This is a genomic window from Saccharococcus sp. Marseille-Q5394, assembly GCF_946901335.1.
Classification (GTDB): Bacteria; Bacillota; Bacilli; order Bacillales_A; family Planococcaceae; genus Sporosarcina; species Sporosarcina luteola_C.
Genome location: NZ_CAMPPQ010000001.1, coordinates 791605 through 816673, shown reverse-complemented (window position 1 = coordinate 816673; position 25069 = coordinate 791605). Strand labels below are relative to the sequence as shown.

The window sequence follows — 25069 nt, the reverse complement described above, 5'->3', positions numbered from 1 at the left end:
GCCAATATGGTATAATCGGAATACTATTAGTGAAATAACGGAGTGGATAACTTGTATAAAATTTTCTTGCCAGATGAATATGTAAAAGACATCTTTCAAATTTCTCCCGAAGCTTTAAAGGAAAAGGGGATTAAAGGAATTATCACAGACTTGGATAATACCCTAGTGGAATGGGATCGTCCGGAAGCGACGCCTGAAATTAGGGAATGGGTACGAATGATGCAGGAAGCCGGCCTCCAAGTGACAATCCTTTCGAATAATAATCAAAGCCGGGTGGAATCTTTCTGTGGCCCGATTGGCACGCCATTCATTTGCGATGCCAGGAAGCCGTTAGCGAAAAATTTCAAAAAAGCCCTTGCGATGATGGGCTTGAAGAAGGATGAGGCCGTCATGGTCGGCGATCAGCTGATGACAGATGTTTTGGGCGGCAACCGTTTCGGCCTCCATACGATTTTAGTCGTGCCCGTCGCAAGCTCGGACGGATTTGTCACGAAATTCAATAGAATGATCGAAAGAAGAATCATGGCGAAACTGAAAAGACAAGGATTGATTAAATGGGAGGAATAAGCTTGGAGCGACTTACATGCATAGGTTGTGGAATTGAAATTCAATCAGAGGACCCGAAAAAGGAAGGGTATGCACCTGCAGCTTCTTTGGAGAAAGAGGAAGTCATTTGCCGCCGCTGCTTCCGCTTGCGGAATTACAACGAATTACAGCCAGTTTCCTTATCAGGCGATGATTTCCTAGCTATATTGAATGGCATCGGCGAAAAAGACGGGTTGGTCATCAAAGTCGTTGATATATTTGATTTTAACGGTAGCTGGATCAACGGCTTGCAGCGTTTTGTCGGTAAAAAAGACATTCTTCTGATCGGCAATAAGTCCGACATTCTTCCTAAATCAATCAACCGAAACCGTATGATCAATTGGATGAAGACAGAGTCAGCGAAGCTAGGCTTGAAGCCAATTGATGTATTGCTCATTTCTGCATATAAAGGGCATGGTATGGAAGAGGCGCTGAATGCCATTGATACTTATAGAAAAGGGAAAGACGTCTATGTTGTCGGATGCACGAATGTTGGGAAATCAACATTCATCAACCGGATCATAAAAAATGCGACCGGCATGGGCGAAGTGATTACCACTTCCCATTTCCCGGGAACGACATTAGATCTTGTTGAAATTCCGCTTGACGATGGAAAGGCCATTTTCGATACACCAGGAATCATTAACAATCATCAGATCGCCCATCACCTTGATACGAAGGACTTGAAAGCGATCACGCCGAAAAAGGAACTGAAGCCAAAAGTGTTCCAATTGAACGCGGAGCAGACCTTATTCATCGGAGGTCTTGCAAGGTTCGATTTTATATCAGGTGATCGTTCATCATTTACAATTCATGTTTCAAATGAATTACCGATCCATCGGACAAAGCTTGAAAATGCCGATTCGTTATATGCCACACATCTTGGCGAAATGCTATCCCCACCGAGCGGCGATTCGCTTGAAAAGATGCCGCCACTTGTAAGGCATGAATTCTCAATTAAGAAACCGAAAATGGATCTTGTCATTTCGGGATTAGGTTGGATCACGATACAGCATCCTGGTGTCGTCGTTGCGGTACATGCACCGCGTGGAGTTGATGTAGTACTCCGTCCATCGCTAATTTAAGGAGGACTGCTTCATGAAAAAATGGTATGCAGTGATCGGTGACCCGGTTGCGCAATCGAAGTCTCCCCTCATGCACGAAGCATGGTTTCGGGAAAATGGAATGGACGCATCCTATATACCGATCCACGTAGAAGTGGATCATTTAGAGGATGCAGTTGCTAGTTTGAAACGATTAGGCTGCAGTGGTTGGAATGTCACCGTCCCTCATAAAAGCGCAATCATCCCTTTCCTCGATCAAATTGACGAAGAAGCTAGACGGATGAACGCGGTCAATACGGTGAAGGTCCTTGAAGATGGTACCCTCTTCGGAACGAATACTGACGGGCGTGGTTTTGTGCGCTCCTTAGAGGAATTTGGAGCTAGTCCGGCGAATGTCGGTGAGTTGCTGATCATAGGAGCAGGTGGGGCTGCTGCAGGTATTTCCTTCGCGCTTGAATCGGCCGGTTACGGTCCGATTAACATAACCAACCGTACAGTCGAGAAAGCAAGGCAAATGTCAGAAAGTCTACCGGGAAGTTCAGCACTACCTTTGGAAGAGGCGAAACTGGCAATCGGAACATTCGGTTTGATTGTTCAAACGACATCTGTCGGAATGAATTTTGCTCAAAGTGGATTTCCGCTCGATCCATCCGGTATATCTGAGGGTGCGACGGTCGCTGACATCATCTACAATCCACTGGAAACCGAATTTCTCCGCTGTGCTCGTGAGGCTGGCGGCAAGACGATGAACGGGATTGGCATGTTTGTCCACCAAGGGGCATTGGCCTTTGAGCTTTGGACAGGCATCTACCCCGATACGAAGAAAATGATTCAATCAATTACAACTCAACTTGGAGGAAAATAAATGTTAACAGGTAAACAGAAAAGTTATTTACGAAGTGAAGCGCATCATCTTCAACCGATTTTCCAAATCGGAAAAGGCGGCTTGACGGAACCGATCATCAAGCAAATCGAAGAGGCGCTCGAAGCACGTGAGTTGATTAAAGTGAGTATTCTACAAAATTGTGAGGAAGATAAGAATACGATTGCCTTAAAACTGCAAGAAGCAGGAATCGAAGTAGCTCAAGTGATCGGAAAAATCCTCGTGCTTTATAAAGAATCAAAGGAGAAAAAGCGGATCGTTCTGCCGTAAGGAGGAAAACATGAAAAAGGTTGGATTGTTAGGCGGCACTTTCAACCCACCACATATTGGACATCTGATTATGGCGAACGAAGTGAAGCACGCATTGCAATTGGACGAAGTCAGGCTCATGCCCACTTCAATCCCGCCGCATAAAGCGGATCCATCGGATGCAACGCCGAATCAGCGGTTGAGCATGGTGGAGCTTGCAGTTTCGGGGATTCCTGGACTTAGTGCATCTTCTTTTGAAGTTGACCGAGGCGGGATCTCCTATACATTCGATACAATAAAAGCATTAAAGGAACAGGAGCCGGATACGGATTTCCACTTTATCATCGGCGGCGATATGATCGATATGCTGCCTAACTGGTATAAAATCGATGAACTGATGAAAATTGTGAAGTTTGTCGGGGTAGGCAGGCCGGGTACTGAAGGTAAAACGCACTATCCGGTTACGATGGTTCAGATCCCTGAAATTGACCTGTCTTCAACACTGATCCGAAACCGGTTGCAAACGGGCGGCACAATCCAATTTCTTGTACCGGAAAAAATCGGGACATTTATCAGACAGGAGGAACTTTATGGAATCCGCAGCGCTGATAATGGATCTTGAAAAAAGATTGCCAAGAAAACGCTTTGAACATGTACTGAGAGTGACGGAAACGGCTAAGGAATTGGCCGAGCGTTTCGGTGTTCCGGCATGTAAAGCGGAACAGGCAGCATTGTTCCACGATATTGCGAAGTTCATGGAGCCTTCCGATATGCGAAGATTGATTGAAGATAATGGGGAAGATGTAAAGTTGCTTTCGTTCCATCATGAACTTTGGCATGCAGCTGCTGGACGTATCATCGCTGAGCAGGATTTTGGCGTCCAGGATCAGGATGTCCTGAATGCTATTCGCTATCATACAACGGGCAGAGCAGGCATGTCCGACTTGGAGAAGCTCATCTACATCGCCGATCTTATTGAGCCGGGTAGGGACTTTCCAGGCATTACTGAGCTGCGTAAGGCTGCCAATCTGCACTTAGACGAAGCGATGAGGGCTTGCATCGTTCATTCAGTGCTGTATCTTATCGATAGGAACGCGGCTGTGTTTCCCGACTCCATTGAGTGCTATAATGAACATGTGCAAAGAATTTGAACGACCCAACTACGAAAGGAAACGTGAAAAAATGCCAACATTACTTGAAACAGCTTATACTGCCGTAGATGATAAAAAGGGGCAAGATATTGTCGTAATGAATATGGAAGGGGTTTCCCTTATTGCGGACCAATTCATTATCTGTCATGCGAACTCCGAGCGGCAAGTGCAAGCGATTGCCAGGGAAGTTGCCGATAAGGCTGCTGAAAACGAATATGAAGTGAAAAGGGTTGAAGGCCTCGACAATGGAAGATGGGTCCTCGTCGATTTGGGCGATGTCGTTGTCCATGTATTCCATAAAGATGAGCGCGGCTATTATAACTTGGAGAAGTTGTGGGGAGACGCTCCATTGCTGAAAATGGATAATGGGCAATAAGGAAGCCTATACGGATTTCGCTCTCGTCTATGATGAATTGATGACTGATATCCCTTACGATGCATATGTGGATTTGATATCTATTGCTGCAGATGGGATTAAAGGAAAGAAAATCATCGATGTCGGCTGCGGGACGGGTCTGCTTTCCGTCAAGCTAGCGAAATCCGGAGCGTTCGTCACTGGAATCGATCTATCACAGGACATGCTCAAAATTGCGGAAAAACGCTCAAATGACCTTGCCTTGACTATTGAATTTCATGAGAAGCCAATGCAGGAAATAGAGGGCTCGGAGCAGTTTGACGTAGCGGTCATCGCGATCGATTCGCTGAACTATTTACCGGACCGGGAGAGTGTTCTTGCCACATTTAGAGGGATCCAGTCAGTCTTGAAAAACGGTGGAGTGCTCATTTTCGATGTGCACTCCACTTTCAAGACCGATGTCATTTTCATGGACGGCCCTTTTACTTTCGATAACGACCGTATCGCGTATATATGGCACACGGAAGAAGGGGACGAGGAACATTCCGTGCTATCGGAACTCAGCTTCTTCGTCAAAGAGGAGAGCGGACTTTATCGCCGATTCAATGAACGGCATCAACAACGTACATTCCATGTTTTTGAGTATGTGGATTTTTTGAGGGAAGCCGGTTTTACGATTGAACGCATTTTTGCAGATTGGGAAGATGAGCCACCGCACGAAGAAAGTGAAAGAATATTTTATCAAGTGCGTAAATGAAACTTCCATTTTCCGAAGTAATCATATATAGTGGGAGATGACTCCATATGGATGCCTCGTAGAAAGGGTGGGAAAGCTGTTTCTATCGATCGTATCCGGAAAATGGCGTAAGATCATCACCCCTATCGCAGCAATCGCTGTACTATCCGCAATTCTGTTCTTTCCCCGAGGACAGGCCGGCAGTCAACTGACAGTCGAAGGCGGACAATCCCCAATTATTGACGTTATACAAGAGCAACTTCAAGAAGAGCAACCGATTGAACGTATTGAGGCGGCCGAGGTGACAATCATGGTCGACATACAAGGCGCCGTGAAATATCCGGGCGTCTATTCACTTATGGAAGGAGATCGTCTGATTGACGCCATTCACGCGGCGGGAGGCTATTTGGAACACGCGGATTCGCGTATGTTGAACCACGCGATGAAGCTGCCAGATGAATTTTTCATTTACGTCCCGAGGGAAGGCGAAGAAGTCGATTTCTCCGGTCCATCGGCATCATTTCCGCCCCAACAAGGCGGAGGGGTGAAGGATGACGGAAAAGTGAATATCAATACTGCTGATGTGCAGGAACTTATGACAATTCCGGGAATCGGGCCGTCAAAGGCTGGTGCCATCCTTCAATATCGGGAAGAGCATGGACCTTTCAGTTCTCCCGACGCTATAATGGAAGTGTCCGGAATAGGACAAAAGACGTTTGAAAAGCTTGAGTCTTTCATCATGGCAAAATAATTGACACAGTTTGGAGGCATACATATGGAGCGGATTACATGGGATCAGTTTTTTATGGCGCAATGCCATTTGCTTGCGGTCAGGAGCACGTGCACAAGACTTACAGTCGGAGCGACGATTGTCAGGGATAACAGGATCATTGCAGGAGGCTATAACGGCTCCATTTCGGGTGGGGATCATTGCATCGATCACGGATGCTATGTCGTCGGGAACCATTGCGTCCGGACAATCCACGCGGAAATGAATGCATTGCTCCAATGTGCAAAATACGGAAGCCCTGTTGAAGGATCTTCTTTGTATGTAACTCATTTCCCTTGTTTGCAATGTTCGAAAGCGATTATTCAATCCGGAATAAAGACCGTCAATTATGCATCGGATTATAAGAACCACGAATACGCCATAGAGCTTTTCAAGCAATCCGGAGTCGAAATCAGACACGTCCCTTTCGATGAGAGGAAAGTGGATTTCACAAAGGAAGGGAAACTGCAGCTAATCAATGACTTGCTTGTGGAAATGGAAACTTTAGGCGCGCCGACTGACGAGCTTCTCCCATTCAAAAGAAGGGTGGATGACCTATTCGGGAAATGATCGGCAAAGTCCGTTTTATTTACATTTGCATGCCGGTTGCCGTATCCGCTTTTGCCGTATACGGTCCGGTTTACATTTTATTCCTCAATCTATTACTTGTCCCCATTTTTCTCCTTAGAAAAGAAGCCCTCACTCCGATACTCGCAGTGGCGGCATCATTACTCTCCTATTATTTCATTTCACTGCATGTACCTGAACTTAAAGAAGGCGGTCAGCCTGCCACCCTTAATCTGACTTGGACAGATCAAGTCAAGATTGATGGCGGTAAAATAAAAGGATTTGCTAGAACCGAAGCGGGCGATACCGTTTATGCCATGCTGAAATTCGAGAGCGAGGCCCAGAAATTGCAATTTCAAAACTTGCATATCCCTTCATACCGTTTCACTTTGGAAGGCGTCTTCCTGGAACTTCCCGACCCTGCACATGAATACTCTTTCAATATGGAGCGTTATGTAAGGATGAACGGCGCCGTAGGCATGTTCGAGTCCGAAAGGTTGATAGGCTATGAATTTAACTCCGGATTGCAGACTATCTTATCTCGGCATAGATGGAAGGTGAAACATCATATCCAGGAAACCTTCCCGGAATCACTCGTAACGGAAGCACAAGCACTGCTCATCGGGGACCGAAGTGGCATGGATGAAGAAGTGGCTTCCAGATACAGGACTCTTGGCATAACCCACCTGTTTGCGATCTCAGGCTTACATGTGGGGTTATTGACCTTTCTATTTCGAAGCCTTCTCATCAGGTTGTCGATACGGATTGAGACAATCGACAATCTACTGATCACTCTTTTGCCTTTATATGCAGTGATGGCAGGTGGTGCGCCATCCGTTTGGCGGGCGGTATCCGTGACGATTTTAATCTTGCTCACCGCAACGGGACGTTTCCGGATGAGAATGGATGACGCACTCGCCATGAGTGCATCTGGTTTTATCATTTTGCAGCCGTTCGTCGTGTTCCAGCCTGGATTCCAACTTTCTTATTTGGCGGCATTCTCGTTGATTTACTCGACAAGAATTCTCTCGCGTAGTGGATCCGCACTCAAAGTATCTTTCCTAGTGACGTCCATAACCCAATTGGCGTTATATCCGGTCCTTTTATATCATTTTTATGAGTTGTCATTATCGTCGTTCATTGTGAATCTTGTCTATGTGCCACTATATTCTATTATTATTTTGCCGATCAATATCGTTTTATTATTGTTGACCTATGTTTCCCCTTTTATTGTTGGAGGCGTTTTTTCACTATATGTTCCGCTAAGAGGCTGGATAGAAGCCTTGACGGAATACTTGGCTTCAATGCCTTACCAACTATGGGTGCCAGGTCGTCCAGGGGCGATTACATCGGCACTGGCTGTAGGTGGTACCCTCTCCTTCTTACTTTCACTTGAAAGGGGAGGGAAGGTATTTCGGGCTATCCCGTTCGTCTTGATCCCTGCGCTTCTCATCCATGTGGTTCCCTATGCAGAATCCGAATTAAAGGTGACGTACCTTGATGTCGGACAAGGGGATTCCATCGTCATCGAACTTCCGCATCGGCGCGGTATATTTATCATTGACACAGGAGGGACTGTGAATATCGGAGCACCTAATTGGCGTTCGCCAGAAAATGTTTTCGAAGTGGGCAAAAGCATTGTCGTCCCATTTTTGAAAGGAAAGGGCATTACTAAAGTCGATAAAATGATTTTAACTCACGCGGATAGCGATCATATGGAAGGCGCGGACGAAGTGCTAGAAGAGATCCGGGTGGATGAGATTCATATATCCCCAGGAAGCGAGAAGGAGAAAACGATGGAAGATGTGTTGCGGATTGCTAGCGAGAAGGGGATACCGGTATTTGCGATGGCTGAAGGGGTGGCGTGGTCGGACAAGTCCGCTGAATTCTTTTATATGGCGCCTGCTACAGGGACATACAAAGGAAATGATAGCTCCCTCGTGCTCTTCATGGCAACTGAAGGTCCTTCGTTCCTGTTCACGGGTGATTTGGAAGTAGAGGGGGAAAGGAAGTTCCTCAAAACATACAAGGACTTTGATTGGGGGGAATTGATCCTCAAAGCCGGACACCACGGCAGCCGAACTTCAAGCTCTGATGAATTCATACGGTTCTTGCAACCAAAGCTGACGATTTTCTCATACGGGAAGAATAATCGATATGGCCATCCGCACGCGGAAGTGGTGGAGACCTTTGAAAAATACCATGTCCCGACGATGGCAACTGCAGATCATGGATCGATAACAATTTCCGTGAAAAGAGGCGGCAACTATCACGTTATATCGCGGGAGAAATGAAAAGACGGCCTTGTCCATTCCGCTCGGGGAATGAACAAGCCGTCTTTCAGGAGTGCTATTAGTGCGCGACGAAGTCTACGATTGTAGCAATAACGAAAATTGCAGAAAAGGCAACGAAAGCTACAATGAAACCGATACCAGAGTCGATTAAATCATTGCGTTTAGACTGTACGTCATGTTCAAACTCATTCATTGCTACACCTCCTAATTCCTTTATAGTATAGATGATAACGAAAAAAAAATCTATATCAAACGATTTAATATGCCGGGTTTATGACATTCGACACAAATTGTTCATAGTCATGAACCGATAATGTATAATAGGACAATGTGAGTGACTGGAGGGGAAACAAGTGGTCAACGCGATATGGAAAAAGATAAATGAAGGAAAAATAGAACCTGTTTATTTATTGACAGGCGTCGAACAGCATTTGATTGATACAACAATTAAACGAATTGTGAAGGCGATGCCGGACATCGATGAAGCTTCTGTCGTCCGCTTCGATTTGGACGAAACGCCAGTTGAGGTCGTTCTTGAAGAGGCAGATACACTTCCTTTTTTGGAAGACAGGAAATTGATTGTTGCCAATAACGCCTCATTCCTGAAGGCGTCCGATAAAACGAAAGAGAAAGTCCTACATAATATCACACTGCTTGAATCATGGCTGGCGAGTCCATCACCGACTGCTGTAGTCCTGTTTGTTGCGCCTTATGAAAAACTGGATGGACGGAAAAAAATTGTGAAGGTGATGCAGCAAAAAGCTGTCGTAGTGGAAGCGATGCCACTTACCGGACGTGATTTGACAACCTGGATCCAAAATGAAGCAGGAACGAACGGCGTCAAAATCAGCCCTGAAACTGCGCAAGTGCTCGTTGAGATGGCTGGAGATAGCCTTTTGACATTATCCAATGAAATCGCCAAAATCAGTATGTATATGAATGGAACTGGTGAGGTGACTCGGGAAATCATCGAAATGCTCGTACCTCGCCTGCCCGAAATGGATGTCTTCCGTCTGACGGACGCATATATGACCGGAAATGTGAAGGGTACAATCTCAATTTACCATGACCTTTTACGAAATGGCGAAGAGCCCATCATGCTCACATCCCTCATTGCAGGTCAGATTCGATTGATGATCCATGTATCCTCATTAGTTAAAAAAGGATACCAACAGCAGCAAATTGCAAAAACGTTGAACGTTCATCCATACCGGGTCAAACTAATAATGGAAAATCGGAGCATCCCCAAAATGGAAAGGCTCCTTCTCATTTTGCAAAAGCTGGCGAAAATTGACCATCAATTAAAATCAACAAGCGGCAAAAGGGAAAGAGTACTAGAAATCTTTTTCATGGAGCCACTAAGGGTTTGATTATAAGTATAGTAGTAGGTACGATTTCTTAGGCTGCTGCAAGGATTGAAGCGGAAGGCGGCGACTCCTGCCGGATGCCGTTACGAGCAGGCTGCCTTAATTTCTGCAAAGTGCGCAGAAATACGGCAAATCGAACCCTACGCTGTTCGATTGGAAAGCGTCCGCCTGAAGTGAAATTCCGGTATTAAAGAATTTTAAAAATAGAAAAGGCTGTCCACTTTGTCGAATGAACGACATAAGTGACAGCCTTTTTTAATTACAAAGCTTTTCTTGTAAGACGTGCTTTTTGACGAGCAGCTGTATTTTTGTGGATAAGACCTTTACGAGCAGCTGTATCCAATTTTTTGACTGCGTCTTTCAAAAGTTCAGAGGAGTTCTCTTCTTTATTGATGAGCGCAGTGTCAGCTTTACGTACAGCAGTACGCATTGCTGCTTTGTAAGCAGAGTTTTGCTCATTTGCTGCTGCACTTTGTTTAACGCGCTTGATTGCACCTTTGATGTTTGGCATTCCATTCACCTCCAATTTCAGGTAAGGCAAGAGTGTTTCCATAATAGCATTCGGATATCTCTTTACAACATTAACATTTTAGCAAAAACCTAGCTTTAACGCAATAAAAATATGCAAAGAATATTTCCTTGACACAACGTGCAAACTGCATATTGAGGTGATGACAATGGATAAATACGATTTTTACCGAACGGACCTCCTAGTGGAAAACGAAGAAATGGTTCGTCATCGGACAGAAAAAGAGAAGCAGAAATTACAGGATTCGGAAGGCATACAATTTGACGAGCAACGGAAAGGCAGAGTGATTTTGACATCAGTCAAAATCAATGATGAAGGAGAAAAGAGGATTGGCAAGAAAAAGGGCACCTATTTGACGCTGACGAATCCGACGCTAATGCATACTGATCGTGAAGGCCTTCAGGAGATGGCGGAAATGCTTAAGTCCAAACTGACAGAGATGACTGAAGGCATAACGGATTTGAAAAACGGAAAAATTCTATTCGTTGGCCTAGGGAACCGGGAAGTGACGCCTGACGCAGTCGGACCGCTAACAATGGATCGTTTGAAAGAAATTGTACCGCTATATTATTCAGACGATGGCAGCGAGGTATTCGTATATGCACCAGGCGTGACAATTCAAACGGGGCTTGAAACAGCTGATTTTGTCAATGCGTTGGTCAACGAAATCAAACCTGATCTACTGATTGTCATAGATGCATTGGCAGCCAGGGACAGTTCGAGATTATGCAAAACAATACAGATGACAGACACAGGCATTCATCCCGGTTCGGGAGTGGGGAATAGCCGCAAGGAGTTATCCAGAGAAACGTTGGGAATCCCGGTCATCGCAATCGGCATCCCGACTGTCGTGGATGGACCAGTATTGATTGCGGATGCCATCAATACGTTATTCACTTATATCGCGTCCAAAATCGAGGAGGAAAGTCATCCATCCTCAAGACTGTCTGTTGGGAATTGGTTGCATACTCCTAATAAGGATGCAGATCGGTCGAAACTAATTCCTATTTTCGGGGATTGGACTTCATGGCCCCATGAAGAACGGGTGCAATTATTTGAAGAAGTTTTATCGAACCACGATTTGAATACATTCATTTCACCGAAAGAGATTGACTCTTGGGCCGCTCTTTATGCGGAGACATTAACCGATTCGATCAGTGAGTGGATTGAGGATATTAAAACGAGTCATTGACCCATTCCCCCGTGCATATAGTTGAAGACGGGGGGATGTCGCTTGAAGAAAAATATGCAAATATGGCTTGTAATCGTATTCGTTCTTTTCCTTTTCCCGGTACTCATCCAATTTATACCGGAAGAATCAAAAATCTCTAATTCGAAAATCATCAAGGAAAATGCAATAATCGTTTACGCTTCCAATATCGTCGAGGAAGAGAAAGTGGAGGCGGAACCTGAACCTGAACCAGAAGTCAGTAAGGAACTTGAAACGACAGCCGGGAAAGTCTTGATTTATTTCACCCATGCAACGGAAGCGTATAAACCGATCACAAAAGCGGTCGATGGAAAAATCATGGTGAACCATCAGACAGAAAATGTGATGAAGATGGGAGATAAACTCAAAGGATTACTTGAATTGAACGGTGTGGAAACTGACACGCTGAAAAAGATTGTGCCGCACGGGCGTGCTTATAACGATATTAGGCCATTTGTCAAAAAGCAACTTTCCGAAAATGAATATGATTTGATCATAGACATTCATCGCGATGCAGTCGGTCCCGACAAGACGACAATTGTCCATGAAGGGGAAAGGTACGCGAAAGTCGCATTCGTACTTGGGTTGGATAATCCTTCTTATAAACAGAATGAAGTGATGACGAATAGAGTGAAGACGGAAATGGAGAAAAGGATACCAGGCATCACGAGGAATGTCATCTCTAAAGGCGGAGCGGGCGTGGATGGGAAGTATAATCAAGATTTGCATCCAAATATCATTCTTATTGAACTTGGCGGAATCGGCAATTCAGAGGATGAGTTGTACCGGACTGTTGCCATAATTGCAGAATCCATTAGCGAGCTGTTGAGCAACTCGGATGATGCAGAAGAAAAGTGATAAAATAAGCTTCATGGCGAAATTGCCGTGGAGCTTATTTATATTCAGTCGGATCCCCATCAATCTTTATCAATACGCTGCCATCTGTTAGAATTGATAAGTCATATGAATGCTATCGGTATTTGATTTGCGGGAATAAGAAAATGTAACATGTTTATCAGTTATTTGCTATAATGCAAATAGCTTATATAGGAGTGAACTGACAGATGAATAATGAGGAAAGATTGGCACGTCAAAAAAACATAAGAAACTTCTCGATTATTGCCCATATCGATCACGGGAAATCGACGTTGGCCGATCGTCTATTGGAAAAGACGGAAACGGTAAGCTCGCGTGAAATGAAATCACAGACACTGGATTCTATGGATTTGGAACGCGAACGTGGAATAACAATTAAATTGAACGCAGTGCAATTATCATACACCGCGAAAAATGGTGAAGTGTACACATTCCACCTTATTGATACTCCGGGGCACGTAGACTTTACGTACGAAGTGTCAAGGAGCCTCGCAGCATGTGAAGGGGCGCTGCTTGTTGTCGATGCAGCTCAAGGAATCGAAGCGCAAACATTAGCGAACGTTTATTTGGCTTTGGACAATGATTTGGAAATCTTGCCTATTATTAATAAAATCGATTTGCCTGCTGCAGACCCGGATAAAGTGAAAAAGGAAATTGAAGATGTTATCGGGTTGGATGCATCCGAAGCAGTACATGCTTCGGCTAAAGCCGGCATCGGCATCGAAGAGATCCTTGAACAGATTGTCGAGAAAGTGCCTGCGCCGACTGGTGATCCACAAGCGCCATTGAAAGCATTGATCTTCGACTCGCACTATGATCAATATAAAGGTGTCATCGTCAATATCCGAATTGTCGAAGGCACTGTCAAGCCGGGTGATAAAATCCGCATGATGGCTACAGGTAAAGAATTCGAAGTTATTGAGACGGGCGTGTTCACACCGAACATATCCATGCGTGATGAACTATCAGTTGGTGATGTCGGATTCCTTTCGGCAGCGATTAAGAATGTCGGTGATACACGGGTTGGAGACACGATTACAAATGCGAAGAATCCGGCTAGCGAACCGCTTCCTGGTTACCGTAGATTGAATCCGATGGTATTCTGTGGATTATATCCGATTGATTCATCCAAATATGTTGACTTGCGTGAAGCGCTCGAGAAACTTGAGCTGAACGATTCAGCTTTGGAATATGAAGCGGAGACTTCGCAGGCACTGGGCTTCGGATATCGATGCGGATTCCTCGGACTGCTCCATATGGAGATCATCCAGGAGCGTATAGAACGTGAATTCAAAATTGACTTGATTACAACTGCACCGAGTGTTATTTACAACGTTGTTACGACTGACGGAAAAGAATTGAAAGTCGACAACCCTTCCATGATGCCGGATGCACAAAAAATCGACCATGTCGAAGAACCTTATGTGAAAGCATCAATCATGGTGCCGAACGAATTCGTTGGTTCCGTCATGGAATTATGCCAGCAAAAACGCGGCAATTTCATTACGATGGATTACTTGGATGCATCTCGTGTAAATATCATCTACGAATTGCCTCTTGCAGAAATCGTCTATGACTTTTTCGACCAACTGAAATCAGGGACGAAAGGATACGCGTCATTTGATTACGAACTGATCGGGTATAAAACATCGAAACTTGTCAAAATGGACATCCTGTTGAACGGTGAGCAAGTCGATGCCCTTAGCTTCATCGTTCACCGCGACTTCAGCTACGAGCGTGGCAAGGCAATTGTTGAGAAACTAAGAAAACTTATTCCTCGTCAACAGTTTGAAGTGCCTGTCCAGGCTGCGATCGGTCAAAAGATCGTTGCACGTTCGACAATCAAGTCAATTGGTAAAAACGTTCTTGCTAAATGTTACGGCGGAGATATCTCCCGTAAAAGAAAGTTGCTTGAGAAGCAAAAAGAAGGGAAGAAACGGATGAAGCAAGTCGGATCCGTCGAAGTCCCACAAGAAGCATTCATGGCCGTTTTGAAAATGGATGAGGACTAAAGCGAAGGACGTCTGCGAGTAAATAGCGCCCGGAGCTTAATGAAGAGTGATATCATGCAAAAGGAGTCCGCTCTGGGCTCCTTTTTGCTCGACTGATATTGCTGACTAGAAAGGGGACACAACTAAATGCGAGGCATGTATATTCATATTCCTTTCTGCCACCAGATTTGCCATTACTGCGATTTCAATAAAGTGTTCTTTAAAAATCAACCAGTTGATGAATATATCGAATCGATCGGTAACGAACTTACCATTATGGCGAATGAGGGACATTCATTCGAAGGGCTTGAAACGGTCTTCCTGGGCGGAGGTACACCGACTTCATTATCGGAAAAACAATTAGACCGATTGCTTGAAATCATCCATCAGCATGTCGATGTCCGTGCATTGCGGGAGTTTTCGACGGAGGCAAATCCAGATGAATTGACCCGAGGAAAGCTGTCCGTCCTAAAAAACGGTGGAGTAGGTCGTCTGAGCATAGGCGTCCAATCATTCGACGAGCAACTTTTGAAAAGGATCGGTAGGACGCATAGCGCGGATACTCCAACCAAAGTTATTCGCGACGCACGCGAGATCGGTTTTGAAAACATAAGTATCGACCTTATTTATGGGTTGCCGGAGCAGACCGTCAAACAATGGGAAGAAACTATTGATAAAGCTCTATCATTGGACCTTCCCCATTATTCGGGTTACTCGCTCATCGTCGAGCCTAAAACTGTTTTTTATAATTTAATGAATAAAGGCAAGCTGCCGTTGCCCGGCGAGGATATCGAGGCAGAGATGTTTTCCATGCTCATGGACCGGATGGTTAAAGCAGGTAGGCGGCAATACGAAATAAGTAATTTTGCGTTGCCTGGGAGTGAATCAATCCATAATCTCATTTATTGGGATAATGACGAGTACGCAGGCATCGGTGCAGGTGCACATGGATATTTGAAGGGACGAAGGTACGCAAATTACGGACCTCTCAGAAAGTATATGGAATCCATGGAGACAGGATCGCGACCCGTAATGGAATCAAATGAAGTGACAAGTACCGAAGCGATGGAAGAGGAAATGTTTTTAGGCTTGCGCAAATCCGAAGGCGTTTCCCTGCAGTCCTTCAAATCGAAATTTGGTAAATCATTGACCGAAGAGTATGGCATTGTTCTCGCAGAATTGTCCGGAAAAGGACTGATTTCCGAATCAGGGGGTAGTATTAAACTGACACGGAAAGGCGTTTTCAGAGGGAACGAAGTCTTCCAGCAATTTCTCAAATGAACGAGGGGTAATTCATTGACACTGGCAAATCGTTTTGTTAAATTATGAGTAGTATTAGCACTCGACATTAAAGAGTGCTAACAGGAGTGATGAGTATGTTGACAAACAGACAATTGCTAATTCTGCAACTGACGGTTAACGATTTCATCGAATCCGCCCAACCTGTCGGATCAAGGCAGTTATCTAAAAAACCGGAAGCCCCATACAGTCCCGCCACCATTCGGAATGATATGGCCGATCTGGAGGAATTGGGTTATCTTGAAAAAACCCATACTTCATCAGGCAGAGTACCTTCCGAAAAAGGGTACCGTTTTTATGTCGATCATTTATTGACACCCGAAAAGCTGACATTGGCGGACAGCATGCAATTACGTTCCGTTTTTCAGGATCGGGTATTGGAGACGGAGGAACTGATACGGAATTCGGCGAAAATCATATCCGAATTGACAAATTATACATCGATACTTTTAGGGCCGGACATGTCAATGCATTCAGTGAAGCGATTTTCAATCGTGCCGCTGGATGATACGAAAGCGGTCGCAATCATTGTGACGGATAATGGACATGTGGAGAACAGGGTCTTCGATGTACCGCAAGGCATGCTTGCTTCGGATATTGAAAAAATGGTCAATATTTTAAATGAAAGGCTTGTGGGAACGCCATTGAGCTTCCTACAGAATAAGCTTGCCCATGAGACGAAGACGGTCTTTGAACAGCATGTCCATCATGCTGGGGAACTGTTCGCTTCATTTCAAAGGGCAATGACGATCAAGCCTGAAGAACGTCTGTATTTCGGCGGCAAAATGAACATGATGAAACAGCCGGAATTCAATGACCTGCAAAAAATGAAGATGTTTTTCGAGTTGATGGAAAACGAAGCACCCGCGTTTGACTTTTTCCAAGATCATTCAAAGGGCATTCATGTGCGTATCGGTTCAGAAAACAAACATAACGCGATGGAAGATTGCAGTGTGATTACTGCAAATTACTCTGCCGGCGGTAATATGACCGGCTCCATAGCGATCATCGGACCGAAACGGATGGATTACGGCAGGGTCATTACGATGCTTGACATCCTGAGTGAGAATTTATCGCAAGCATTACTGAAAACGGCCATCGGATTGGATAGGAGGAACGACGAGTGACGGATAAAAAGGTAGCAGTGGAAAAAGAAGTCGTCCAGGAAACTGCAAACGAGGAATTGGACACGTTAGCGAGCAATGAAGCGGCAACGGGTCCACAGGGTACTGTTGAAGAAGATAAAGCTTCTGAAGAAATCCCTGTAGAGCAAGACGAGAAGGATGAGACAATCAGCGAGCTGGAGTCCAAGTTGCAGGAAGAGGAAAACAAGCTCCTGCGCGTCTTGGCAGACTTTGAAAATGCAAAGAGAAGAAATGCGCTTGATCAGGAAGCGCTTGTCAAATACAAAGCACAAAGCTTGTTGACATCAATTTTACCTGTATTGGACAATTTTGAACGGGCTCTTGCGGTCGAAGTCAAAAATGAGGAAGCTCAATCTATCATGACTGGAATGGATATGATCTATCGCAACCTGTTTGAAGCCTTACAAGGGGAAGGGTTGGTCGAAATAGAGGCGTTGAACAAGGAGTTCGACCCTAATTTCCATCAGGCCGTCATGACAGGAAATGACCCCGAAAAGTCATCAGGCATCGTGCTTGAGGAGCTTCAAAAAGGGTATTTGTTGAAAGATCGTGTACTTCGTCCTACCATGGTCAAAGTAAACGAGTGAGTAAGTAGTTTAATTGTAGACGCATTAAATTAGGAGGAATTCAAATGAGCAAAATTATCGGTATCGACTTGGGTACAACAAACTCAGTTGTAGCAGTATATGAAGGTGGAGAGGCGAAAGTCATTCCGAACCCGGAAGGCAACCGTACAACTCCATCCGTAGTTGCATTCAAAAATGGGGAGCGTCAAGTCGGGGAAGTGGCGAAGCGCCAATCCATTACAAATCCAAACACGATCATGTCCGTAAAAAGACATATGGGATCCGATTATAAAGTGAAAGTTGAAGATAAGGAATACACTCCTCAAGAAGTTTCTGCAATGATCCTTCAGTACATGAAAGGTTATGCAGAAGAATACTTAGGTGAAAAAGTGACGAAAGCGGTCATTACAGTACCTGCTTATTTCAATGATGCACAACGTCAAGCGACGAAGGATGCAGGAACAATTGCTGGTCTTGAAGTCGAAAGAATCATCAACGAGCCTACAGCTGCAGCATTGGCTTACGGTCTGGATAAAACAGACGAAGATGAAACAATTCTAGTATACGACCTTGGCGGCGGTACATTCGACGTTTCAATCCTTGAGCTCGGCGATGGCGTCTTCCAAGTCCGTGCGACAGCAGGTGACAATAAATTGGGCGGAGATGACTTCGACGATGTCGTCATCGATTACTTAGTGCAAGAATTCCGCAAAGAGAATGCAATTGACCTTTCAAAAGATAAAATGGCAATGCAACGTTTGAAAGACGCAGCTGAAAAAGCGAAAAAAGACCTATCAGGCGTAACATCTACTCAAATTTCATTGCCGTTTATCACTGCGGGAGAAGCTGGTCCGCTCCACCTTGAAATTTCATTGACTCGCGCTAAATTCGACGAATTGACAGCTGATTTAGTGGAGCGCTCCATGGTACCGACGCGCCAGGCGATGAAAGATGCAGACTTATCTCCATCTGAAATCGACCGTGTCATCCTAGTTGGTGGATCTACTCGTATCCCTGCTGTTCAGGAAGCTATCAAGAAAGAAACAGGCAAAGAGCCATTCAAAGGAGTTAACCCTGACGAAGTCGTAGCAATGGGTGCTGCTGTTCAAGGTTCCATCATTCGCGGAGACGTGAAAGATGTCGTCTTGCTTGATGTTACACCGCTTTCTCTAGGAATTGAGACGATGGGAAGCGTCTTTACAAAATTGATCGAAAGAAATACGACAATCCCGACAAGCAAGTCACAAGTGTTCTCTACAGCTGCAGATAACCAGCCTGCCGTTGACATCCATGTGCTGCAAGGTGAGCGTCCGATGGCTTCCGACAATAAAACGCTTGGTCGTTTCCAATTGACGGATATCCCGCCGGCACCACGCGGAATCCCACAAATCGAAGTTACATTCGATATTGATAAGAACGGTATCGTAACGGTAAAAGCGAAAGACCTTGGAACGCAAAAAGAGCAGAACATCACAATCCAATCAAGCTCTGGCCTTTCAGACGATGAAATCGATCGCATGGTGAAAGATGCAGAAGCGAATGCCGAAGAGGATAAACGCCGCAAAGAAGAAGCGGACTTGAAAAATGACGCAGATCAGCTCGTCTTCATGGCTGAAAAGACTTTGAAGGACCTCGAAGGCAAAGTATCAGAAGACGAAGTGAAAAAAGTCGAGGAAGCAAAAGAAGAATTGAAAACAGCTATTGAAGCTGGCAATTTAGATGATATGCGTACAAAGAAAGAAGCTTTGGAAGAAATCGTTCAGCAAATGACGATGAAATTATATGAGCAAGCAGCTGCTGAATCTCAAGCGCAAGGCGGCTCTGCTGAAGCTGGCGGCCAACCGCAGGATGATGGTGTTGTCGATGCCGACTTTGAAGAAGTGGAAGATGACAAGAAAAACTAATTGAACGATCGATTGACGGAAAAGTCAAAGTCCGATATTCCGGCTTTGACTTTTTCTTTTGTTACGTGATCGATCTGTATTTGGCCAACTGCACTTTTGTCACTTTTTTTCTGTGCGTGGTACAATGAGATGTCAATGATTCATGGGAGAGTGGAATAATGAGCAAGCGTGATTATTACGAAGTACTTGGCGTGCCTAAAACAGCAAGTAAAGAGGAAATCAGGAAAGCCTACCGGAAATTATCAAAACAATATCATCCCGACTTGAACAAGGAAGCGGGAGCGGAAGACAAATTTAAAGAAGTGACGGAAGCATTCGAAACATTGAGCGATGAGAAAAAACGTGCGAATTACGACCAATTTGGCCATGCAGATCCCAACCAAGGTTTTGGAGGATTTGGTGGAGGGTCTGCTGACGGATTCGGTTTCGAAGATATTTTCAGCACATTCTTTGGCGGAGGTACTAGACGGCGTGACCCGAATGCACCAAGGAAAGGCGATGATCTGCAGTACTCCATGACAATCGATTTCATGGAAGCTGTTTTCGGAAAAGAGACAGAAGTTGAATTGCCGAGGGAAGAAACATGTGATACGTGCAGTGGAACTGGTGCCAAAAAAGGAACACCAGTCAATACATGTTCACATTGCGGAGGCTCGGGACAAATTTCTATCACTCAAAACACGCCGCTTGGTCAGATGGTGAATCGCCGGACTTGTCCGCATTGTCAAGGAACCGGCAAGATCATCCCAGATAAATGCGAAACTTGCCATGGTGCAGGCCGTGTGACAAAACGGAAGAAAATTAAAGTTACAATTCCTGCGGGAGTGGATGATGGTCAACAATTACGTGTTTCGGGCCAAGGGGAAGCAGGCATCAATGGCGGTCCTTCTGGAGACTTGTACATCGTCTTCAGAGTAAGAGATCATGATCGATTTGTCCGTGAGGGCGACGATATCTATTTGGAAGTGCCTCTCACTTTCCCGCAGTTGGCGCTTGGTGACGAAATTGAAGTGCCTACTGTTACAGGGAATGTGAAATTGAAAATTCCTGCGGGGACACAAACGGGAACGAATTTCCGATTACGCGGTAAAGGCGTCAAAAATGTCCACGGGCATGGAGTGGGTGATCAACACGTCATCATCAAGGCACTTACCCCTAAAAAAATGACGGAAAAACAGAAAGAGCTTCTCCGTGAATTCGCATCAATCGAAGGGAACTCGCCGGATGAGTATTCGAGCTCACTTTTTGATAAAATCAAAAGAACAATAAAAGGCGACTGAAAGGGATGAACGTAGTTGAAGTGGTCTGAAATCTCCATCCATACGTCACATGAGGCGACCGAGGCCGTAGCCAACATTTTGCATGAAGCAGGGGCGAGCGGGGTCATCATCGAGGATTCCGAAGAGCCCGACCGAATTCATGAAGATCGTTTCGGCGAAATCTATGACCTGAAAAAAGAGGATTTCCCTGTCGAAGGGGTCATCGTAAAAGCCTATTTACCAGTTAACAGTTTTTTGATTGAAACAGTAAAAGAAATCAGTGAATCCGTCAATGGCCTTACGGAGTACGGCTTGGATGTGGGACTCAATCAAGTGCAGACGAATGAAGTGGATGAAGAGGATTGGGCGACAGCTTGGAAAAAGTATTACCATCCTGTCAAAATCTCAGGAAGATTTACGATCGTTCCTACGTGGGAAGTATATGAGCCTGTGGATTCCGATGAATTGATCATCGAACTAGATCCGGGCATGGCTTTTGGAACAGGGACTCACCCTACGACAGTCATGTGTCTGCAAGCATTGGAAAAGTATGTGAAGAAGGGCGACACAGTCATTGACGTCGGGACTGGTTCGGGAGTGTTATCGATCGGGGCGGCACTTCTTGGAGCGTCGCATGTCCACGCGCTCGATTTAGATGAGGTCGCCGTACAGGCAGCAAAAGAAAATATCAGTTTGAATAAAGTGGAGGAAGTCGTTGAAGTGACACATGGCAACTTGCTAGATTCCGTTAACGAGCCGGCATCCATAATTGTTGCAAACATCCTGGCGGAAGTGATTATGACGTTTTCCGGAGATGCATACACCATCCTACCTGAAGATGGGCTATTCATCGTATCGGGAATTATTGCTCAAAAACGTGACCTTGTGAAGGATGATCTCCAAAGCAAGGGCTTCGAAATTATCGAATCCGTTTTAATGGAAGAATGGGTGGCAATTATCGCTCAAAAGAGGAGCGTGTAACTATTGCAGCGTTATTTCCTTGAAACCCCATTTGATGAAGACGGAAATGCCTTCATTTCAGGTGACGATGGCAAGCATATCGCCAAGGTGATGAGGATGGAGGCTGGTGACCTCGTAATCGCTGTAGATAATGGTGAAGCATTTATCTCTGAGATTGCGGACATACTCTCTGAGGGTGTAACTGTAAGAAAGAAGGATGGTAAACTTCCTTCAAATGAAATGCAAGTCAGCGTGACAATTGCATGCGGATTGCCTAAAGGTGATAAACTCGATTTGATTGTTCAGAAGGGGACTGAACTTGGCATGTCCAGGATCATTCCATTCGAAGCGAAACGGTCCATTGTCAAATGGGATACAAAAAAAGGCGATAAAAAAGTGGATAGGCTTAAAAAAATCGCGAAAGAGGCGGCGGAGCAATGTCACCGGACGATAATCCCGGAAGTATCGACCCCGATGCCTTTCAAGCAATTGCTACAAGAGTCACGAAACTATGATGTCCGCTTTTTTGCAGATGAAGAGGATGCAAAAGGTATAGATCCGAACAGGATTGCAGACAGGCTGAAAAACGTGTATCATAAACAAACGGTACTAGTCGTTTTCGGTCCTGAAGGCGGATTATCAAGAGAGGAAGCGGAGGAAATGCGCGCTGCGGATTTTCTTTCAGTTTCCTTAGGGCCGCGTATATTAAGGACGGAAACCGCACCGCTTTATTTTTTGTCCGCAATGTCTTACGAATTTGAATGAAAGAGGTGAGCAGCTAGTGTCTTCTGTCGCTTTTCATACATTAGGCTGCAAAGTGAATCATTATGAAACGGAAGCGATCTGGCAACTTTTCAAGGACGCCGGATATGACCGCTCCGATTTTGAAAAAAATGCAGACGTCTACGTTATCAATACATGTACGGTCACGAATACCGGTGATAAGAAAAGCCGCCAAGTCATCCGGAGAGCTATCAGGCGTAATCCGGATGCGGTCATTTGTGTCACGGGTTGTTATGCACAGACTTCCCCGGCTGAAATCATGGCTATTCCAGGAGTCGATATTGTCGTCGGTACACAGGACCGTACGAAATTGCTCGGACTGATAGATGAATTCAAAGTCGAACGTCAGCCGATCAATGCGGTCCGCAACATTATGAAGAATCGGGTATATGAAGAACTTGATGTACCCGCTTTTACAGACCGCACTAGAGCTTCATTGAAAATACAAGAAGGTTGCAATAACTTCTGCACATTCTGTATCATTCCGTGGGCCCGTGGTCTAATGCGCTCTAGAGACCCTGAAGAAGTCATCCGCCAAGCTCAACAATTGGTCGATGCAGGTTATCTTGAAATCGTTCTGACGGGGATCCACACCGGAGGATACGGCGAAGATTTGAAAGAGTATAATCTAGCACGACTGCTGCGCGATCTGGAAACCCAGGTAAAGGGATTGAAAAGACTGCGGATCAGTTCCATTGAAGCCAGTCAGCTTACTGATGAAGTCATTGAAGTGCTTCGGGAGTCGACGAAGATCGTAAGGCACTTGCACATTCCGATCCAATCAGGTTCCAATACAGTGTTGAAACGTATGAGAAGGAAATATACGATGGAGTTCTTCGCTGAGCGTCTGAATCGTCTACGGGAAGCGTTGCCGCATCTTGCCATCACTTCCGACGTCATTGTCGGTTTCCCTGGCGAGACGGAAGACGAATTCATGGAAACGTATAACTTCATCAGGGACCATCGTTTTTCTGAATTGCATGTATTCCCATACTCCAAGCGTACGGGGACACCTGCAGCCAGAATGGAAGATCAAATTGATGAAGAAGTGAAAAACGAACGGGTCCACCGCCTGATCGAGTTGAATGATCAACTAGCGAAGCAATATGCAGCTGAATTTGAAGACGAAGTGCTTGAAGTGATACCGGAAGAGAAATACAAGCACGATCCTGATAGTGGTCTGTATGAAGGATATACAGATAATTATTTGAAAATCGTTTTCCCGGCTGATGAGTCGATGGTCGGTAAAATCGTAAAAGTAAAGATTACGAAGGCGGGCTATCCTTATAATGAAGGTCAATTCGTCCGGGTAGTAGAAGCAGAAGAAGTGCTAGCGTAAAGCAAACAAAAAACGGTTTATCCAATGTTGGATGAACTGTTTTTTGATGCGAAGAATATCTTTATTTGCTATGATGAATGAGGTACGTACAACTGGAGGAGGAATTATTTTGAATCAACAATATGCAGCATACATCGACCATACATTACTGAAAGCGGATACGACAAAAGAGGAAATCATCCGACTTTGCGAAGAAGCAAAGACCTATTCATTCGCATCGGTATGCGTCAATCCGACATGGGTGAAAACAGCAGTAGAGGTGTTGAACGGGTCGACTGTAAAAGTGTGCACAGTCATCGGCTTCCCTTTAGGTGCATCCACTAGCGCAGTCAAAGCGTTTGAAACGAAAGATGCGATTGAAAACGGGGCTGGCGAAATCGATATGGTCATCAATATCGGAGCGTTGCGGAGCGGCGATGATGAACTTGTGAAAAATGACATTGCTGCTGTTGTCGATTCGGCGAAAGGCAAAGCGATTGTGAAAGTGATCATTGAAACTGCATTACTTACTGATCAGGAGAAAAGGAAAGCGTGCGAACTGTCACGTGCTGCAGGTGCTGACTTTGTCAAAACATCAACCGGTTTCTCCACTGGCGGTGCTACCGAGGAAGACGTGAAATTGATGCGTGGTGTCGTCGGACCGGAAATGGGCGTGAAAGCTTCAGGAGGAGTCCGCAGCTTCGAGGATATGAAAAAGATGATTGATGCGGGCGCCACAAGAATAGGCGCAAGTTCAGGCGTGCAGATCATGCAAGGTTTGCAAGGCAATTCTGCATATTAATAGGGTTCTTGCCGGTAGGTGAATAAATTTTCCTATTTCGCATAGATATTTTGAAAGTTTTTTATTGACCACTCGAGGATAGTACGATATAATTTCTTAGTACAAGGAGTAACGCCTTGTTTCGAAGTGTGCTCGGAGGGAGGGACAAGAGATATGACGAAAACTGTCGTTCGCAAAAATGAATCGCTTGAAGATGCTCTTCGCCGCTTCAAACGTACTGTATCAAAAAGTGGTACAATACAAGAGGTAAGAAAGCGTGAGTTCTATGAGAAGCCAAGTGTCAAACGTAAAAAGAAGTCTGAGGCTGCTCGTAAGCGTAAATTCTAATATCTGTCCATATTATATTAACAACAATAAGTATGTTTATGAATGAAACCGGAAAATCCTTTGGATCTTCCGGTTTTTGT

At 45.0% G+C, this 25069-nt stretch carries 27 protein-coding genes; 25 read left to right on the top strand and 2 right to left on the bottom strand.

What is annotated here, in order from left to right; all coding sequences use genetic code 11:
- Positions 1-51 precede the first annotated feature (51 nt).
- From OC538_RS04130 to OC538_RS04080, 11 genes are all read left to right on the top strand, one after another.
- Entirely contained in the window at positions 52-567 is a 516-nt protein-coding gene (locus tag OC538_RS04130) for a YqeG family HAD IIIA-type phosphatase (RefSeq protein WP_251694342.1), read from the top strand.
- On the top strand, positions 555-1670 hold the full coding sequence (gene yqeH / locus OC538_RS04125; protein ID WP_262173408.1) for a ribosome biogenesis GTPase YqeH: 1116 nt from the start codon (positions 555-557) through the stop codon (positions 1668-1670). Before OC538_RS04130 ends, yqeH begins: the two co-directional genes overlap by 13 nt.
- Before the next feature lie 13 nt (positions 1671-1683).
- Positions 1684-2514, top strand: a complete 831-nt coding sequence (aroE, locus tag OC538_RS04120) for a shikimate dehydrogenase (RefSeq protein WP_251694344.1) — start codon at positions 1684-1686, stop codon at positions 2512-2514.
- Positions 2515-2802 carry a ribosome assembly RNA-binding protein YhbY gene (yhbY, locus tag OC538_RS04115; RefSeq protein ID WP_251694345.1) on the top strand — a complete coding sequence of 96 codons (288 nt, stop codon included), beginning with the start codon at positions 2515-2517 and terminating at the stop codon, positions 2800-2802.
- Positions 2803-2812: 10 nt separating this feature from the next.
- Entirely contained in the window at positions 2813-3403 is a 591-nt protein-coding gene (locus OC538_RS04110; RefSeq protein WP_262173402.1) for a nicotinate-nucleotide adenylyltransferase, read from the top strand.
- Positions 3372-3932 carry a bis(5'-nucleosyl)-tetraphosphatase (symmetrical) YqeK gene (gene yqeK, locus OC538_RS04105; RefSeq protein ID WP_262173399.1) on the top strand — a complete coding sequence of 187 codons (561 nt, stop codon included), beginning with the start codon at positions 3372-3374 and terminating at the stop codon, positions 3930-3932. Before OC538_RS04110 ends, yqeK begins: the two co-directional genes overlap by 32 nt.
- A 31-nt stretch (positions 3933-3963) precedes the next feature.
- The gene (gene rsfS, locus OC538_RS04100) at positions 3964-4308 is read left to right on the top strand and encodes a ribosome silencing factor (RefSeq protein ID WP_262173397.1); all 345 of its coding nucleotides are present in this window, start codon (positions 3964-3966) and stop codon (positions 4306-4308) included.
- Entirely contained in the window at positions 4298-5044 is a 747-nt protein-coding gene (locus OC538_RS04095; RefSeq protein WP_262173396.1) for a class I SAM-dependent DNA methyltransferase, read from the top strand. Before rsfS ends, OC538_RS04095 begins: the two co-directional genes overlap by 11 nt.
- A gap of 67 nt (positions 5045-5111) precedes the next feature.
- On the top strand, positions 5112-5774 hold the full coding sequence (locus tag OC538_RS04090) for a helix-hairpin-helix domain-containing protein (RefSeq protein WP_262173395.1): 663 nt from the start codon (positions 5112-5114) through the stop codon (positions 5772-5774).
- Positions 5775-5798: 24 nt separating this feature from the next.
- Positions 5799-6362, top strand: coding sequence for a ComE operon protein 2 (locus OC538_RS04085; RefSeq protein ID WP_262173393.1), 564 nt, complete (start codon positions 5799-5801; stop codon positions 6360-6362).
- Complete coding sequence (locus OC538_RS04080) at positions 6359-8653, top strand: DNA internalization-related competence protein ComEC/Rec2 (protein WP_262173392.1); 2295 nt, start codon at positions 6359-6361, stop codon at positions 8651-8653. The genes OC538_RS04085 and OC538_RS04080 overlap by 4 nt, the downstream gene beginning before the upstream one ends.
- A 58-nt stretch (positions 8654-8711) precedes the next feature.
- On the opposite strand, the gene OC538_RS04075 is transcribed toward OC538_RS04080, so the two are convergent.
- A complete protein-coding gene (locus OC538_RS04075) occupies positions 8712-8846 on the bottom strand; it encodes a YqzM family protein (protein WP_251694353.1) in 135 nt (44 codons plus the stop codon).
- 160 nt (positions 8847-9006) lie between these two features.
- On the opposite strand from OC538_RS04075, the gene holA reads away from it, so the two are divergent.
- On the top strand, positions 9007-10023 hold the full coding sequence (gene holA / locus OC538_RS04070) for a DNA polymerase III subunit delta (protein ID WP_262173389.1): 1017 nt from the start codon (positions 9007-9009) through the stop codon (positions 10021-10023).
- A 256-nt stretch (positions 10024-10279) separates the two neighbouring features.
- Here the strand turns inward: holA and rpsT are convergent, their stop codons facing one another.
- Positions 10280-10531: a 30S ribosomal protein S20 gene (gene rpsT, locus OC538_RS04065; RefSeq protein WP_251694355.1), complete on the bottom strand. Its 252-nt coding sequence runs from the start codon at positions 10529-10531 to the stop codon at positions 10280-10282.
- Positions 10532-10697: 166 nt separating this feature from the next.
- Here rpsT and gpr point away from each other — a divergent pair, with 166 nt between their 5' ends.
- From gpr to rpsU, 13 genes are all read left to right on the top strand, one after another.
- Positions 10698-11741 (top strand): GPR endopeptidase, encoded by a 1044-nt coding sequence (gene gpr, locus OC538_RS04060; RefSeq protein ID WP_251694356.1) that lies wholly within the window; start codon positions 10698-10700, stop codon positions 11739-11741.
- A 42-nt stretch (positions 11742-11783) separates the two neighbouring features.
- Positions 11784-12617, top strand: coding sequence for a stage II sporulation protein P (gene spoIIP / locus OC538_RS04055; RefSeq protein WP_262173388.1), 834 nt, complete (start codon positions 11784-11786; stop codon positions 12615-12617).
- 206 nt (positions 12618-12823) lie between these two features.
- Entirely contained in the window at positions 12824-14647 is a 1824-nt protein-coding gene (lepA, locus tag OC538_RS04050; protein ID WP_251694358.1) for a translation elongation factor 4, read from the top strand.
- Between the two features lie 126 nt (positions 14648-14773).
- Positions 14774-15907 (top strand): radical SAM family heme chaperone HemW, encoded by a 1134-nt coding sequence (hemW, locus tag OC538_RS04045; RefSeq protein WP_262173386.1) that lies wholly within the window; start codon positions 14774-14776, stop codon positions 15905-15907.
- Between the two features lie 95 nt (positions 15908-16002).
- Positions 16003-17052 carry a heat-inducible transcriptional repressor HrcA gene (gene hrcA / locus OC538_RS04040; RefSeq protein ID WP_251694360.1) on the top strand — a complete coding sequence of 350 codons (1050 nt, stop codon included), beginning with the start codon at positions 16003-16005 and terminating at the stop codon, positions 17050-17052.
- On the top strand, positions 17049-17657 hold the full coding sequence (gene grpE / locus OC538_RS04035) for a nucleotide exchange factor GrpE (protein WP_251694361.1): 609 nt from the start codon (positions 17049-17051) through the stop codon (positions 17655-17657). The genes hrcA and grpE overlap by 4 nt, the downstream gene beginning before the upstream one ends.
- A 44-nt stretch (positions 17658-17701) precedes the next feature.
- A complete protein-coding gene (gene dnaK / locus OC538_RS04030; RefSeq protein WP_251694362.1) occupies positions 17702-19540 on the top strand; it encodes a molecular chaperone DnaK in 1839 nt (612 codons plus the stop codon).
- A 158-nt stretch (positions 19541-19698) separates the two neighbouring features.
- A complete protein-coding gene (gene dnaJ, locus OC538_RS04025; RefSeq protein ID WP_251694363.1) occupies positions 19699-20820 on the top strand; it encodes a molecular chaperone DnaJ in 1122 nt (373 codons plus the stop codon).
- Positions 20821-20835: 15 nt separating this feature from the next.
- Positions 20836-21780 (top strand): 50S ribosomal protein L11 methyltransferase, encoded by a 945-nt coding sequence (prmA, locus tag OC538_RS04020; protein ID WP_262173383.1) that lies wholly within the window; start codon positions 20836-20838, stop codon positions 21778-21780.
- 3 nt (positions 21781-21783) lie between these two features.
- Positions 21784-22524 carry a 16S rRNA (uracil(1498)-N(3))-methyltransferase gene (locus OC538_RS04015; protein ID WP_251694365.1) on the top strand — a complete coding sequence of 247 codons (741 nt, stop codon included), beginning with the start codon at positions 21784-21786 and terminating at the stop codon, positions 22522-22524.
- 16 nt (positions 22525-22540) lie between these two features.
- Entirely contained in the window at positions 22541-23881 is a 1341-nt protein-coding gene (mtaB, locus tag OC538_RS04010) for a tRNA (N(6)-L-threonylcarbamoyladenosine(37)-C(2))-methylthiotransferase MtaB (RefSeq protein ID WP_262173381.1), read from the top strand.
- 109 nt (positions 23882-23990) lie between these two features.
- Positions 23991-24662 (top strand): deoxyribose-phosphate aldolase, encoded by a 672-nt coding sequence (gene deoC / locus OC538_RS04005; RefSeq protein ID WP_251694367.1) that lies wholly within the window; start codon positions 23991-23993, stop codon positions 24660-24662.
- A 153-nt stretch (positions 24663-24815) separates the two neighbouring features.
- Positions 24816-24989, top strand: coding sequence for a 30S ribosomal protein S21 (gene rpsU / locus OC538_RS04000; RefSeq protein ID WP_009496905.1), 174 nt, complete (start codon positions 24816-24818; stop codon positions 24987-24989).
- The last annotated feature ends 80 nt before the right edge of the window (positions 24990-25069 follow it).